Genomic DNA, 14350 nt, shown 5'->3' with positions numbered 1-14350 from the left:
GGTACGAGTGATGAACGCCCCGCCTGCCCGGATCATCCTGCTGGTCACCTCGCCCCGGCTGCCGGCCGGGCTGCTGACCGCCGCCGCCTGGGACGTCGTACGCGCGCACCCGGTGCTGGCGGCGGCGGAGAGTGAGCTGACCACGGCCGTACGCGCGGCGGGCGCCGAGGTCACCGTCACCGACGATCCACTGTCGGCGCTGCTGGCCACCGCGACGGCGCACGGTGCGGTGGTCTGGCTGGCCGGACCGGCCGGCGACGAGGACCTGGCCCGGCGCCTGGGGCTGCGGCTGGCCCGCGAGCCGGGCCTGGCCGAGCTGGAACTGATGTACGGCTCCTGGGATCCGCCCGGCGCCCGGCTGCTCGACGCGGTGGCGGTGATGGACCGGCTGCAGTCGCCCGGCGGTGACCCGTGGAAGCGGGCCCAGACGCACAGCTCCCTGGCCCGGTATCTGCTCGAGGAGTGCTACGAGGCGTACGACGCGATCGTCGCCGGTGACCTCGACGCGCTCCGCGACGAACTCGGTGACGTCCTGCTGCAGGTGGTGCTGCACGCCCGGCTCGCCGAGGAACTCCCCGAGGGGAAACGCTGGAACGTCGACGACGTGGCCGGTGGCCTGGTGGCGAAGATGATCCGACGCAACCCGCACGTCTTCGCCGGGGCGTCGGTGGAGACGATCGAGGAGATCACCGAGAACTGGGAGCGGATCAAGCGGACCGAGAAGCCCCGGGGTTCGGTGCTGGACGGCATCGCGCTCTCCCAGCCGGCCCTGGCCCTGGCCGCGAAGGTGCTGCACCGGGTCGACCGGGCAGGGCTGGCGGTGCCGCTGCCGCCGCCGACGGCGGAGTCGGAGCCCGCCGGGCGGCTCGGTGCCGAACTGCTGGCGACGGTGGCCCGCTCCCGGGCCGCCGGGCTCGACGCCGAGGCGGCGCTGCGGCAGGCGACCCTGGACTACGTCGAGACGGTCCGGGCCGCCGAACAGGCGTGAGGACGCGGTTCACCCCTTCGGGCGCAGCGCGTCGACCCGGGCCACCGACTCGTTGATCCGGGCCTCGGTGAGCCGTCCCGACCGGACCAGCTTCAGCACACCGTTGACCGTCTCGGTGACGATGTTCGGGTCGTACACCTGCTGGTTGCCGAAGACGAGCAGGTCGACGCCCGCCTCCAGGGCGAGCGCGACGGCCTCGTCCCGGCCGAACCGGCTGGTGATCGCCACCGCCTGCATGTCGTCGCTGACCACCGGGCCACGGAAACCCATCCGGTTGCGGAGCAGGTCGGTGACGACCGGCCGGGACAGCGAGGCCGGCCGGTTCGGGTCGAGCTGACGGTTGAGGACGTGGCCGACCAGTACGGAGTCGGCGGTACCGGCGCTGATCAACTGCTGGAACGGTTCGAGTTCGACCGGCCGCCACGAGTCGGTGACGTCGGCGACGGCGAAGTCGGTGTTGGCGGTCGCGCTGCCGAGGCCGGGGAAGTGCTTGAGCGAGGTGCGGATTCCGGCGGCCCGGTGCACCTGGATCTCCTCCGTCGCGTTCTTCACCACCACGTCGGGCTTGGCGGAGAAGCTGCGGTCGAGTCGGCCGATCGCCGGATTGTTCGGGTTCACGTTGAGGTCGACCACGGGTGCGTAGTTGAACGTGAACCCGACCGAGGAGAGTTCGTGCACCAGCCCCTGCGCCCAGCTACGGGTCGCCGGGGTGGAGTTCTCCGCGCCGATCTGGGCCTGCGACTTCGTCGCCGGGAAACCGTTGCCGGGATTGAGCCGGGCGACCCGGCCGCCCTCCTGGTCGACCGAGACGATGAGCCGGGGAGCCGCCTGCCGCAGGCTCTTCACCAGTGCGGTGACCTGCTGTCGGGAGCGGATGTTGCGGACGGCGTCCGTACTCAGGTCGCGGTCGAAGAGGATGACTCCGCCGAGTCCGTCGCGGATCGCCGTGCTGACCCAGGGCACCTGGCGCAGCTGTTCGCCACGGAAACCGACCACGAGCAGGCTCGCGATCCGGCGGCGCAGCGACGCCTCGTCGGTCCGTCCGGGGGTGGTCCGGTGTGGTGACGGCGAGCGCGGGGTGGCCACCGCCTCCGGCGGCGGCGTCCGGCCGGGGCGTGATCCGCAGCCGGCCGTACCCGTCGCCACCGCGGCCGAGCCGATGGCGCCGAGCAGCAGTCGACGGGTCAGGTGAGGGTTCTTCACCTGACCCACGCTACGACCGCTGATCGGGCGAGACGGGCAGATCGGGACCTTTCGCTGGTCTCCCGCCCGGTCCGGCAGGGTGACGCGGCCGTTCCGCGACCGAATCCGGTACCAGGGGCCGTCTGCTCACCGGCGGCGTCGGAGGCGGAGCGCCGCTCCGGTCGCCGTCGCGGCGAGCAGTAGTACGGCGACGGCGACCACGACCGGTCCCGGGCCGAGACCGTCCAGCCAGCCGGCGACCCTGGACTGGACGGCCGTCGCGGCCTCGACGAGCGGGTCGCCGTCACCGTCGAGGTCACCCCGGAACACCCGGATCTCGTACCAGCCGTACCAGGCGACGTAGCCGCCGGCCAGGACCAGCAGTCCGCCGGCGACCCGTCCGACGACCGGTGCCGCCCGGCGCAGACCACGGACCAGCGAGACCCTGGCCAGGGCCACCGCCAGCGCCGCGAGGCCGACGACCAGGGCCATGCCGGCGGCGTACGCGACGAAGAGCCCGACCCCGGCGGCGAGCGAGCCGGCGCGGAAACCCGCGACCACCACGGCGAGGAACGGGCCGACGGTGCAGCCGAGCGACGCGACCGCGTAGGAGGCGCCGAACAGGGCCATGGAGCCGAACCGGCGGGTCAGTTCCGGGCCGGAGCCGAGTTTCGGGGTGACCGTCGGCAGTTCCCGGCCGGTCAGCAGCCAGACCCCGAGCCCGGCCAGGACCAGGCCGATCACGATGCCCAGCCACGGCAGGTGCCGGGCGAGCGCGTCGGCCACCGGGGCGGCGAGCAGCCCGAAGACGCCGAACACGGCGACGAATCCGACGGTCATCGCCAGGGTGGACCACAGGGCGCGGCCGACCGCCCGAGACCGCCCGGCGTCACCGTCGTCCAACACCAGGAAGGAGAGGTACGCGGGCAGCAACGCGAATCCGCACGGGTTGACCGCGGCCAGCAGCCCGGCGGCGAGCGCCAGCGCGTACGGGGCATCGAACACCGGTCGGCCCCGTCAGCCGGCCAGTGCGGCGACCCGCTCGCGTAACGCCTGCGGTGTCAGCGCCCCCTTGTGGACGACCGTGCCGGCGGCATCCAGCAGCACGTAGTACTCCTGACTGGTGACCCCGAACCGCCGCCACACCTGGCCCTCGTCGTCGGCGAGGTTGACGAAGCCGGTGATGCCCTGGCCGGCGACGAACTTCCGCATCGCGTCGTCGCCGCTGTTGAGCCCGGCGACTCCGATCACCTGCACCCGGTCGGCGAAGTCCCGGTGCAGTCCGGCGACGTCGTCGGCGGCGGCGCGGCATCGGGGGCACCAGGACGCCCAGAACCAGAAGACGACCGGACGGCCACGCAGGGTGGCGGCATCGAACGGCTTCCCGTCCACCGTGGTGGCCGCGAAGCGGAACGCCTCCGGCACCGTTCCGTCGTCCGGTGCCGCCGTACCGGTGGTGGGTGCCGAACCGCCGGCGGAGGCTGTCGGGTCGGCCGCCGGTGAGGCGGTCGCCGGTGGTCGGGTTTCCGAAACGGCCCCGCCGTCGGGTTTCGACGCGCATCCCGTCATCGCGAGCGCGACGGCCGCGACGAGTGCTCCCGCTCGGCCTGCCCGTGTCATCGACCCCTCCCGGATGTTCTGCCGCCAGGTCCGCGTCAATCTATCGGCTACGGCGTCGGGCGGACCCTTACCGGTTCATTACGGCTCGGCCCGGCGGCCCGGTCGGGGTGCGGAAGGGGCCCTTTGGCTACCGAATCCGATAACAAGGGCCCCTTCCTCGCACTCAGGCCGGCGGCGATGCCGAGCGCGACGACGAGGACGCCGACGCCGGCGCCGAGCTGCGGCGGTCGGCCGTCCTGGATGGCGGCGGTGAGCAGGGTGGCGATCGGCATCAGCCCGACCAGCGGGGCGGCCCGCTCGACCCCGATCTGCCGCAACCCGGTGAACCAGGCCAGGAACGCGACCACGGTCATGAACGCGGCCAGGTAGCCGAGGGTGGCCGCCTCGGTCGCGGTGGGCAGACGCAGTCGGTGGTACTCGCCGGCGGGCAGCGCGGCCAGCAGGAGCAGCGGTACGGAGAGCGCGCAGCCGTACGCCGAGACGAGTACCGGCCCGAGCCGGGGCAGGACGACGGCGGCGAGCAGGGTGAACGCGATCTCCCCACCGAACGCGCCGAGGGAGGCGAGCACCCCGATCGTGTCGGTCCGTCCACTGCCCTGGACCAGCGCGGTCCCGGCGACGACAAGCGCGGCGGCGGCCACCAGCCGGGCGGCCGGGCGCTGCCGCCGGGAGAGCGGGCCGAGCAGGGCGAGACCGAGCGGCGCCGCGCCGATGACGGTACCGACCACGGCCGGGTCGGCGTGCGGCAACGCGAGCAGGATGCAGGCGTTGAACCCGGCCATGCCGGTGGCCGCCAGCGCGGTGAGGAGAACCAGCTCCCGTCGGGTGGGCCGGCCTGGCGGGGGACCGCCGCCGGTCAGCAGGGTGGGGAAGCGGCGGGCCAGGGCGAAGAGTACGGCGGCGGCCAGCGCGTACCGGATCGCCTGGCCGGTGAGGTGCGGGTAGTCGAGGATCAGCTGGCTGATCGACACGGAGCTGCCGACGATGGTCATTCCGGTGACGCAGAGCAGGAGGGCGGCCGGGTTCGAGAGGGTCACGAGGGCGAGGCTAGGGTGCGGGTGGTCCAGCCCACAGATCCACTGGTGCGCTGTTTTGGAGGACCAATTGGCGTTGCTGGAGGCGCTGGTCGAGTTCGACCGGACCGGCCCCGGGCTGGCTGACCGGCTCACCGGGGCACTACGGGAGGCGATCGTCGCCGGTCGGCTCGTCCCCGGTGCCCGGCTGCCGTCCAGCCGGGACCTCGCCGCCGACCTGCGGCTCTCCCGGGGTGTGGTGGTGGAGGCGTACGAGCGGCTGGTCGCCGAGGGCCGGCTCGTCTCCCGGCGCGGCTCCGGCACCACCGTGGCACCAGGCGAGCCGGACCGTCGGGACTCCGGACGGGCGGGGCCGGGGCGGCGGGAGTCGGAGCGGGCCGAACCGGGATGGGTGGAGCCGGTGAACCAGGTCCGCCCGTTGCGGCCGGGCGTACCGGACCTGGGGATGTTCCCCCGGACGGCCTGGCGTCGGGCGTACGAGCGGGCGCTGCGCCAGGCCCGGACCGCCGACCTCGACTACGGTGACCCGGCCGGCGCGCCCCGGCTCCGGGCCGAACTCGCCGGTTACCTCGGCCGGGTCCGGGCCGCCCGGGTGCGTCCCGGCGACCTGATCGCCACCACCGGCGCGGGACAGGCGTTCGGGCTGGTCGCCGGGGCTCTGCGGGCCGCCGGTGTCGACGCGGTCGGCATGGAGGACCCGGGCAGCGCGTCGATCCGCGAGCACCTGGTCGCGCACGGGCTGCGGCTGGTCCCGGTACCGGTCGACGCCGGCGGCCTGGACGTGGCCGCGCTGGACCGCTCCGGGGTACGGGCGGTGCTGGTCACCCCGGCACACCAGTTCCCGACCGGGGTGGTGCTGGCGCCCGACCGGCGGACGGCACTGCTCGACTGGGCGCGGCGGGTCGACGGGTTGGTCGTGGAGGACGACTACGACGCCGAGTTCCGGTACGACCGCGACCCGGTCGGCTGCCTGCAGGGGGTCGCTCCGGACCTGGTCGCACACATCGGTTCGGCCAGCAAGGCGCTCGCCCCGGCGCTGCGACTCGGGTGGCTGGTGGTACCCGCCCGGTGGCGGGCGGCGGTGCGGGCCGGGAAACTCGCCGCCGACGTCTGCGGTCCGGTACTGGAACAGCTGGCCTTCGCCGAGCTGCTCAGCACCGGGGGTTACGACCGGCATCTGCGCCGGCTGCGCCGGGTCTACCGGATCCGTCGGGACGCGGTGGTGGCGGCGGTCCGCCGTCATCTGCCGTCCGCCCGGGTCTCCGGCATCGCGGCCGGGATGCACCTGGTGGTGGAGCTGCCGGACGGGACCGACGACGTGGCGCTGGCCCGGGCGGCCGGGCCGGCCGGCCTCGGCGCGTTGCCACTGTCCCGGCTCCGAGTTGACCCGGGCGGCCCGCCCGGACTGGTCCTCGGCTACGCCACGCACCCGCCGGACGTACTGACGCAGGCGGTGGTGACCCTCGCCGCGCTTGTCGCGCCGGCCGCGGGCGGCGGTCAGGAGGCGCTGAGCTGGTCGAGCAGCCCGGTGTAGTGGTGTCGTCGGTCCGGGCGGGCCCGACCGGCCGCGTGTCGGAGGGCGGGCACCGCCGACACCCCGAACAGTCGGAGCCCGTCGGCGGCGGTTCGGCGGACCGTCGGGTCGGAGTGGGTGAGCAGGTCGACGACGGCGGGGATCGCCGGCCGGTACGTCGCGTGGCAGAGCGCCCGAATCGCGGTACGGACGATCTCCGGCTCGCGGTCGCGGAGCAGCACCAGACTGTGTTCGAGGTACGTCGTACGGTCCAGGACCCGCCGGCCGATCCGGTGCGCGTACGCGCGGAGCCGGCGCTCCGGATGATTGAGCAGTTCAGCCAGCAGGTCGGCGGGCTCGGGATCCGGCCCTCGGCCGGGCCGCCGTTCCGTCCGACCGGCCTCCTCCCACGCCTCGGCGAGCCGCCCGAGGGCACGGCGGGCCTGTTCCGGCTGACCGGTCCGGACCAGGCTCACCAACTCCGGCCGGGCGGGGCCGGCCGGGTGTTCCACCGGAGTCCGGTCGGCCGGTCCGGTGCTGGCGGTGTCCGATCCGCCGGCGAGCGGGCCGGGTACCAGGACCAGCCGGTCCGCCGCCTCCGGACCCCGTTCGACCCGCAGCCGCCGACGCAACTCGGTCAGGGCCGGGGTGCGCAGCAGCGGCTGCCCGGCGAGCAGATCGACCAGGCCCCAAGCACCGGCGGCCAGCCGGTCACCGAGATACTCCGCGACCCGGTCGGCGTTCCCGGGACGGCGGTGCAGCGCCTGCGCGACCGACATCCGGAGGGCCGGCCCGCCCTGTTCCCACCAGGTCACCAACAGCGGGAGGAGGCGGTGCAGGTCGGCCGGCGCGAGGTGCGCGGCGACCTGGGCGACCCGCTCCCGGACAGCGTCGGTGGTCGCCGGGTCTGCTGCCGCGTCGTTCCGGTCGCCCGACGGTAGGTCGTTCGGATCCATGGTGGCCAGCGCCTCCGCGAGGTCGGCGACGGTCGGCACCTCGACCCGTCCGGCCAGGAACGCCCGGAGCACGGCCTGTCTGGTCTCCGGCTCGGGCCAGCCGAGCAGTTGGCGCGCCGCGCTGTCGCGCCGGGCGGCGTCGGCGGAGTCGAGCAGCGCGAACAGACGCTCCCGTTGCGCGGTCGAACGCGGCTGGTCGAGGTCGGCGAGCCGCGGGGCGCGGGGCGGTGGGCCGGCGGACCGCCCCGGTTCGCCCCGGTTCCAGGGCGGGGCGTCGATCGGCTGCAGCGCCTCCAGCCAGTCCAGCAGCGCACCACGTACCGCCGGCGGGGCCGAGGAGAAGACCCCGATCAGGCCGGCCAGACGTTCCCGCGACGGGAGAGGGGACGTGTCCCCGGCCCGGAAGGTGGCCAGCGTCCCGGGGTCGCGTACCGCCGCCGTGAGGTCACGGCGCCAGTCGGCGACCCGGCCCGCGGCCGTCGGATCGCCGGACAGGACCGGGGTGGCGTCGTCGACCGGGAACGCGGTACGGAGGATGGCCGGCTCCGCCCGCCACGGGTCGGGGCCGGACCGAGCCGCCCCGAGCGCCCGCTCGACGTCGAGCCGGGTCAGCACCGCGCCACAGCGGCGGAGCAGGACGAGCCACCCGACCCCGTTGGTCGGCGGCGGCAGCGTACGGAGCCGCAGGGCGACACCGAGCGCCTCGGCCGGACGCAGGGTCGGCGCCACCGCGTCGAGTACCGCGAGGATCACGTCCCACTCCGGTACGCCGCCGGCCTCGCCCGGCTCAGCTGCGCCGTTGTCATCCGGACCGGACACGGCCGCCGGGCCCGTCCCGCTCTCGGTGGGCGGCGGGACGGCCTCGGCCAGGGCGGTGAGCAGTACCCCGGTCGCGCCGGCGAAGACCCCGACCTCGTCGGCCGACCACGGCGCGGGGCAGACGGCCAGGGCGAGCCGGACGATCCGCCGCAGCTCGGCCGGCCGCCGTCCGGCCAGCCGTAACCAGTCCGCCAGCATCGGACGCAGCCGGCCGCGGTCCGGGGCGATCAGGCCGCCCGGCCGGTGGCCGTGCCGGGCCACGATCCGTACCGCGGTCGCCGCCCGCCAGCCGTCCCGGGCCAGGGTCTGCACGTCGGGATCGGGCGGGTCGACGGGGGCCGGTGGCGGCTCGGCCGGTACGACGATCCGGTAGGCCGCGAACTGCCCGGCCAGCTCGGCGGGGCTGCCGGCGCCCAGGGCCAGCCGGCCGGTGGCGATCCGGGTGAGCAACTCCGCCGCGACCGGGGAGCGCTGTTCGGCGACCGCCTCGACCGCGCGGACCGACAGCGACCGGTCGAGCCCGTCCAGCAGGAGCGCGCGGGACCGGTCGTCCCGGGCCTGTTCCGCGGCGGCGAGGACGGTGGCCGGGTACGTGTCGCCGAGTACCGCCCGGAGCGCCGCCACCAGGGCCGTACGGAAACCGGGGTTGTCGTGGTGCCCGAGCCAGAACACGAGTTTCGGTACGGCGGCCGGCGTACCGGCGTGGACCAGCACCGCGGCGGCGGTCTTCTTCACGCTCATCGCGGGATGGTCGAGCCCGGCGGCGATCGCCGGTGCGGCCCAGCTGGCCCGGGCCTGGCCGAGTGCGGCCAACGCCTGCCGTACGGTCTCCGGGTCACGGTCCCTGGTCAGCGCGATCAGGGTGGCGGAGAGCGCCTCGGCGTCGGCACCGGACCTGTCGGTGACCAGCAACGGGATCGCGTGTCGGCGTACCTGTCGGTCCGGGTGGCGGAGTAGCCGCAGGATCCCGGCCCGACTGCCGGGGTGGTGGGTGCCGCCCAGCATGGTGAGCAGGATGGCCTGCTCGGCGGCGGTGAGCCCGGGACGGTGGAGCAGGTCCAGCGCGACGGTCGCGACGAGCGCGTGGCCGGCCTGGTCCGAGGTCGCCGCGTCGAGCAGGCAGACCGGTCGGATCCTGCCCCGGTCGTGCAGCCGGCGGCCGAGCGTGTGGATGGCCCTGACCACCTCGTGGGGGATTTCGGGTTCGGCGGGTGACCAGCCGTCGGCCCGTCGTACCGGTGGATCCTCCCCGCAGGTCCGGTGGTCGGGGCCGGGCCGGATCGGGGCGTCCGGTCGGGCCGACGCGGCGAGTTCCCCGACGATCCGCAGCAGAAGCTCGGCGATGGCCGGTACGGCGTCCGCGTCGCCGTTCGCGGCGAGCCGCAGCAGCATCTCGACGGGCCGGGCGGGGTCGGCGTCGGCGGCCAGCAGTGCCAGCTCGCGCCGGTCGGGTCCGCCGAGGTCCCGGACGATCCGTCCGGGTACGTCCCGGGGGTTGAGCCGGGCCAGCAGGGCCGCTCGCTGTCGGGGCTCCGTGACCAGGTGCCACAGGAGTTCGAGGGCCCGGTGTCGGACCGGACGCAGGTACGCCACGACGCTGTCGCCGGTGTCCGGTCGGTCGGCGATTGCGGAGCCGATGGTGTCCGGTCGGTCGGCGACCACCGGGCCGACGGCGGGATCCGATCCGCTGGCTCCGGCGGCGCCGGTGGTGACGGTGCCGGCCAGGCCCAGTTGTTCGGCCAGGCCCAGTTGTTCGGCCAGGGCGGCCACGGTCCGGGGCCCGCCGATGGCGGCGAGGGTCTCCAGCGCGGCCTCGGGCGCGCGGGGCAACGTGCTGATGACCGCTGGCTCGGCGGCGGTGTACCGCAGCGCGCGGATCGCGGCGAGGAAGGGCTCCGGCCGTCGTACGGCGCCCAGGGCGGCGGTGACGGCCTCGCCGATCGGAAGGCTGCCGTCGCCCTGTCCGGCGAGGGCGACCAGCAGGTCCAGTCGGCGTGGCCAGGACGGATCGTCGGGGTTCGCGGCGAGCAGGGCGGCAGCCGCCGCGTGGCGACACGGGAAGACGACGGTGGCGAACCCGGCCGCCGGGACGGTGTGGTCGGCGAGCGCCACCTCCACGATGGACGGAGCGGCGGCGTCGTCGGGAAAGACCCCGCGTCGGTGCATCGCCCGGAGGCAGCGGAACACCGCCTCGCCGAAGAGCAGCGGGTCGGTTCCGGCGGTACCGGTCAGGTCGGGGATCTCCCCGGCGGCGGCGAGGTCGCCGAGCATCGCCAGGGCGGACCGTCGGGACTCCGGCGGCATGACGGGCTCGGTGACCACCTCCCACAGCAGATCACCGTGTCCGTGCCGGGCCGCCGCCAACAGCACCGCGTCGATCAGCGCCGGTTCCGGCGCCGGTGCGCCGGTGTCGACCAGCGCTGCCTCCGGTGCCGCCGGCGCGCCGGCCGGCGCGGGTGGGGCGACGGCGAGGAAACGACGGAACCGTTCCCGGGGGAGCGGACCGGCGGTGGCCCACGGCTCGGCGAGTTCGCGCAGCGTACCGGTGGCGACCGTGACGTCCGGGGTGTCGAGCAGCCCGACGAGGTACTTCCGGGCGCGGGCCGGCGTGAGCAGGGCGTCCCGCAACCCGTCCCGGATCAGTCGTAACGCCGTCGCGTGCAGCACACCGCGACCGCTGTCCACCAGTTCCCGGACCAGATCTCCGGGCCGGTACGCGTCGGCGAGGTCGAGCCGCTCCACCGCCTGGTACAGCAGTTCGCCCGGTGGTTCCCGACGCAGCACCTCGGGATGCTGGAGGATCTCGGCCTGGAGCCAGGCGATCCGTACCGGGACCGGCAGGTTGGCGGTACGCCACGGCGGTCGGCGGTCCCGGGGCAGATGCCGGCCCAGCCGCTGGTACAACCGGGCCAGGACGAGTGCGCTCTCCGGCGGCCCGGCCACCGCCGCCGGCATCAGGGTGGCGAGTCGCGCCAGCTCCGCCCCGTGCCGGCCGGCCCGGCGGGCCCGTCCGTCGAGATGGTCCAGGGCCAGGTGACGCAGACCCGGATCGTCGTGCCGGAGCAGGGCTGTGACCAGGGCGGAGGGCAGTTCCTCCGTCGCGTCGAGCTGGCTGGCCAGCCACCCGAGGTCCGCCTGCCGCACCGCGTCGGATTCCCGTTGCGTCAACCGCGTCGGTCGGGCCGGTCGCGTCACGGCGTCCGATGGTAGTCCGCGCCCCCGCCATCCGCGCCCGCGTTTCCGAGCCGACGTTTTCCGGGGCCACGATTTCCGGGCGGCACACCGGCTGCCCCGCCGGCCCGCCGGCTGCCGGACCCCCGGTCGGTCTTCGCTGCCCGGGCCGCGCTACCCGGGCCGCGCTACCCGGGCCGCGCTACCCGGTCCGCCGGGGAGGTCCGGTCCTTCCCTTTCCGTCCGCCCGATCGGTTAGGTTCTGCGCATGCCACCATTTGTCCCGCTGGTCGAGCGGATCGTCGACGCCCTGCTGGCCAGTGACCCGGCCCTGGCCTCCTCGGTCGGCGAGCACGGCTCCGACGACCGGCTTCCGGACTGGTCCGCCGACGCGGTCACCGGCCGGGTGACGATGCTGCGGGAGGCCGCCCACGCGCTCTCCGAGGTGGAGGCCGAGGAACTGCCGACGCCGGAACGGGTGGACCACGCGGTGCTCTCGGCACTGGTCGACCGGGGGATCTTCGAGTTGACCGAGGTCCGCTCGCACGAGTGGAACCCGCTGGTACACAATCCCGCGCACCTGCTGAACGAGCTGCTGATCCGGCCGTTCGCGCCGGCCGACGTACGGCTGACCAGCCTGGCCGGCCGACTGTCCGCCGTACCGGACGGGCTGGCCACCGCCAGGGCGCTGCTGGGCGACATGCCCCGGATCCACGTCGAGACGGCGGCCGGTCAGTACGACGGCGCGGCGGCGCTGCTGCGCAACCAGCTGCCGACGCTGCTCGACGAGGAGCCGGGGCTGCGCGGCACGGTGGGACCGGTGGCCGAGGTGGCGGTACGCGAACTGACCGGATTCGCCGACTGGCTGCGCACCGGCCTGCGCGACGACGCCGGACCGGGCCGGGACCCGAGGCTGGGCCGGCGGCTGTGGGAGGCGCGGCTCTGGCACACCCTGGACACCGAGCTGTCCGCCCGTGAGGTGCTGGACCGGGCCTGGGCCAACCTGGAGCGGGTGACCGAGGAGATCCGCGCCGCCGCCGTCGAGCTGGTCGGCGGCCCGGCCTCCGACGACGCGGTACGCCAGGCGCTGCGGCTGCTCGCCGACGAGCACCCGGACGAGACCTCGATCGTGTCGTTGGCGAAGGCGACCCTGGGCGAGGCGACGGACTTCGTGGCCGACACCGAGCTCGTCTCCCTTGTGGACGATCCGTGCGTGATCAAGGAGATGCCGGAACACGACCGGGGGGTGGCGGTCGCCTACTGCGACTCGCCCGGCCCGTTGGAGACCGCCGACGTGCCGACGTACTACTGCATCGCGCCGGCCCCGGCGGACTGGCCGGCGGCCCGGATCGAGTCCTTTTACCGCGAGTACAACAACCACATGATCCGGAACCTGACCGTGCACGAGGCGATGCCGGGGCACTTCCTCCAGCTGGCGCACGCCCGGCGTTACCGGGGCAGCAGCCGGGTCCGGGCGCTCGGCCACTCCGGCCCGTTCGTCGAGGGGTGGGCGGTCTACGCCGAGCAGTTGATGGCCGAGCGTGGTTTCGGCGGGCTCGCGGTCCGGTTGCAGCAGCTCAAGATGCAACTCCGGATGACCATCAACGCGATTCTCGACCAACTCACACACTGCGAGGGGATGGCCGAGGCCGACGCGATGGAGCTGATGACGGGCCGGGGCTTCCAGGAGGAGGGCGAGGCGGCCGGGAAGTGGCGGCGGGCGCTGCTCACCTCGACGCAACTGTCGACGTACTTCGTCGGTTACACCCAGGTCGCCGAGGTTGCCGCGAGCCGGCCGTCCGGCGTACCGGTCCGCGAGTGGCACGACGCGATGCTGGCGCACGGCTCTCCGCCGCCGCGGCATCTCCCCGCCCTGCTCGGACTGGACGGCGCCGACCACAACGCCTGGTGACACCCCGGCGGGCACTGACCCCGCGCCGTCCGGGTGACAACGGTCGGCGGCGACCGGTGGGACAGCCGGACCGACCGGGGCCGGAAGGACGGAACCCGACATGCTTCGGCGCTTTTGCCCCCGATCGGGTAAACGCCACGCACCGGGCCAAGCGCCCACCTAGGCTGCGAACAAGAAGGAACCTGGTCGACGTCGGCCCCGGTGTGATCACACCGGGGCCGACGCCCGGGTCACTCCGGCTGGGCGGGCCGTCGGTCGACCACCCCGGCGCCGGTCGGCATCTCGAACGCGGCGCTCTCCACCGCCTCCCGGTAGCGACTCATCGTCACCTCCAGGTCGGCGCCGTCGACGGTGCCGGTGAAGCTGCCCAGGGTCCCCTCGCTGGTGATGCAGGCGTGGAACGTGCTGGCCGCCGCGTCGCTGAGCCCCTGCACGCGTACGCAGGTGGCGTGCCGGCCGGCGACCGTGGTGTCGTTCTGTTTGATCACCGCGGCCGGGTCGAGGGCGGCGGCGGTGAGCAGCCCCACCACCACCGGCGGGGTGACCAGGCCGTGCTTGTTCATCTCCGAGTAGACCGTGATCGCCGGCTTGCTGTTGGGCGCCGGTGGCGCGGTCAACGTGCAGGTCGGCTTCTTTCCGCCGGTGTCGCACTCCATCGTCGCGTCGGCGGTGACGGTCAGCTTGCCACCGGGATAGACGTACGCGGCTCGCAGCGGATCCTGGGACTGCGAGATCGACGCGGTTCGGCCACCCGGCAGTTGGTAGTCGGCCGAGTAGGTGAGCTCGGTCGACCGGTCCAGCCGGGCGGCGAGGTCGTTGACCAGGTCGGCCCGGCCGATCACCCGACCCGCGTCGTCCAGGGTCTGACACCCTGAGATGGTCAGTACGGTGATGATGGCCCCCGTGAGTACCCGGAGTGAGGTTGACACAGCCGGCATGGGCAACAGCCTTGTCGATCGGGTCAAGCTCGCGCAAACCGACTCCCACCTGTCGCACAGGACGTGCGGAAATGTCGGTGGTGGGTCAGCGGTGCGGTCGGGTCGGGCCGTCGGGTCACCGGCCAGCGCACGCGGGCGGTACCCGGCCCGATAGGCTTTCCCGACGGGGCCTGCGCCGCACCGTCGCGACGGGGACACCACCACCATCGACAACCGA

9 protein-coding genes are annotated in these 14350 nt (G+C 74.4%); 3 read left to right on the top strand and 6 right to left on the bottom strand.

Going from position 1 to position 14350, the window contains the following annotated elements; genetic code table 11:
• Nucleotides 1-10 precede the first annotated feature (10 nt).
• Entirely contained in the window at nucleotides 11-988 is a 978-nt protein-coding gene (locus ABGB21_RS09330) for a nucleoside triphosphate pyrophosphohydrolase (RefSeq protein WP_347677340.1), read from the top strand.
• Nucleotides 989-997: 9 nt separating this feature from the next.
• Here the strand turns inward: ABGB21_RS09330 and ABGB21_RS09325 are convergent, their stop codons facing one another.
• The 4 genes from ABGB21_RS09325 to ABGB21_RS09310 all read right to left on the bottom strand — a co-directional run bounded on the left by ABGB21_RS09325 (nucleotide 998) and on the right by ABGB21_RS09310 (nucleotide 4827).
• The gene (locus ABGB21_RS09325; protein ID WP_347677338.1) at nucleotides 998-2191 is read right to left on the bottom strand and encodes a glycoside hydrolase family 3 N-terminal domain-containing protein; all 1194 of its coding nucleotides are present in this window, start codon (nucleotides 2189-2191) and stop codon (nucleotides 998-1000) included.
• Nucleotides 2192-2317: 126 nt separating this feature from the next.
• A complete protein-coding gene (locus ABGB21_RS09320; protein ID WP_347651293.1) occupies nucleotides 2318-3175 on the bottom strand; it encodes a cytochrome c biogenesis protein CcdA in 858 nt (285 codons plus the stop codon).
• 12 nt (nucleotides 3176-3187) lie between these two features.
• Nucleotides 3188-3790 carry a redoxin domain-containing protein gene (locus ABGB21_RS09315; RefSeq protein WP_347651292.1) on the bottom strand — a complete coding sequence of 201 codons (603 nt, stop codon included), beginning with the start codon at nucleotides 3788-3790 and terminating at the stop codon, nucleotides 3188-3190.
• Between the two features lie 47 nt (nucleotides 3791-3837).
• Complete coding sequence (locus ABGB21_RS09310) at nucleotides 3838-4827, bottom strand: DMT family transporter (RefSeq protein WP_347651291.1); 990 nt, start codon at nucleotides 4825-4827, stop codon at nucleotides 3838-3840.
• Nucleotides 4828-4882: 55 nt separating this feature from the next.
• Between ABGB21_RS09310 and ABGB21_RS09305 the strand changes: the two genes are divergently transcribed.
• Nucleotides 4883-6358 (top strand): PLP-dependent aminotransferase family protein, encoded by a 1476-nt coding sequence (locus ABGB21_RS09305; protein WP_347651290.1) that lies wholly within the window; start codon nucleotides 4883-4885, stop codon nucleotides 6356-6358.
• On the opposite strand, the gene ABGB21_RS09300 is transcribed toward ABGB21_RS09305, so the two are convergent.
• The gene (locus tag ABGB21_RS09300) at nucleotides 6322-11307 is read right to left on the bottom strand and encodes a HEAT repeat domain-containing protein (protein ID WP_347677336.1); all 4986 of its coding nucleotides are present in this window, start codon (nucleotides 11305-11307) and stop codon (nucleotides 6322-6324) included. The genes ABGB21_RS09305 and ABGB21_RS09300 overlap by 37 nt on opposite strands.
• A gap of 244 nt (nucleotides 11308-11551) precedes the next feature.
• Between ABGB21_RS09300 and ABGB21_RS09295 the strand changes: the two genes are divergently transcribed.
• Nucleotides 11552-13195, top strand: a complete 1644-nt coding sequence (locus tag ABGB21_RS09295) for a DUF885 domain-containing protein (RefSeq protein WP_347651288.1) — start codon at nucleotides 11552-11554, stop codon at nucleotides 13193-13195.
• A gap of 230 nt (nucleotides 13196-13425) precedes the next feature.
• On the opposite strand, the gene ABGB21_RS09290 is transcribed toward ABGB21_RS09295, so the two are convergent.
• Nucleotides 13426-14133 carry a hypothetical protein gene (locus ABGB21_RS09290; RefSeq protein ID WP_347651287.1) on the bottom strand — a complete coding sequence of 236 codons (708 nt, stop codon included), beginning with the start codon at nucleotides 14131-14133 and terminating at the stop codon, nucleotides 13426-13428.
• Between the last annotated feature and the right edge of the window lie 217 nt (nucleotides 14134-14350).

The sequence above is a fragment of the Plantactinospora sp. B24E8 genome, assembly GCF_039871735.1.
Lineage (GTDB): Bacteria > Actinomycetota > Actinomycetes > Mycobacteriales > Micromonosporaceae > Plantactinospora.
This window is presented reverse-complemented; position numbering and strand designations above follow the sequence as displayed.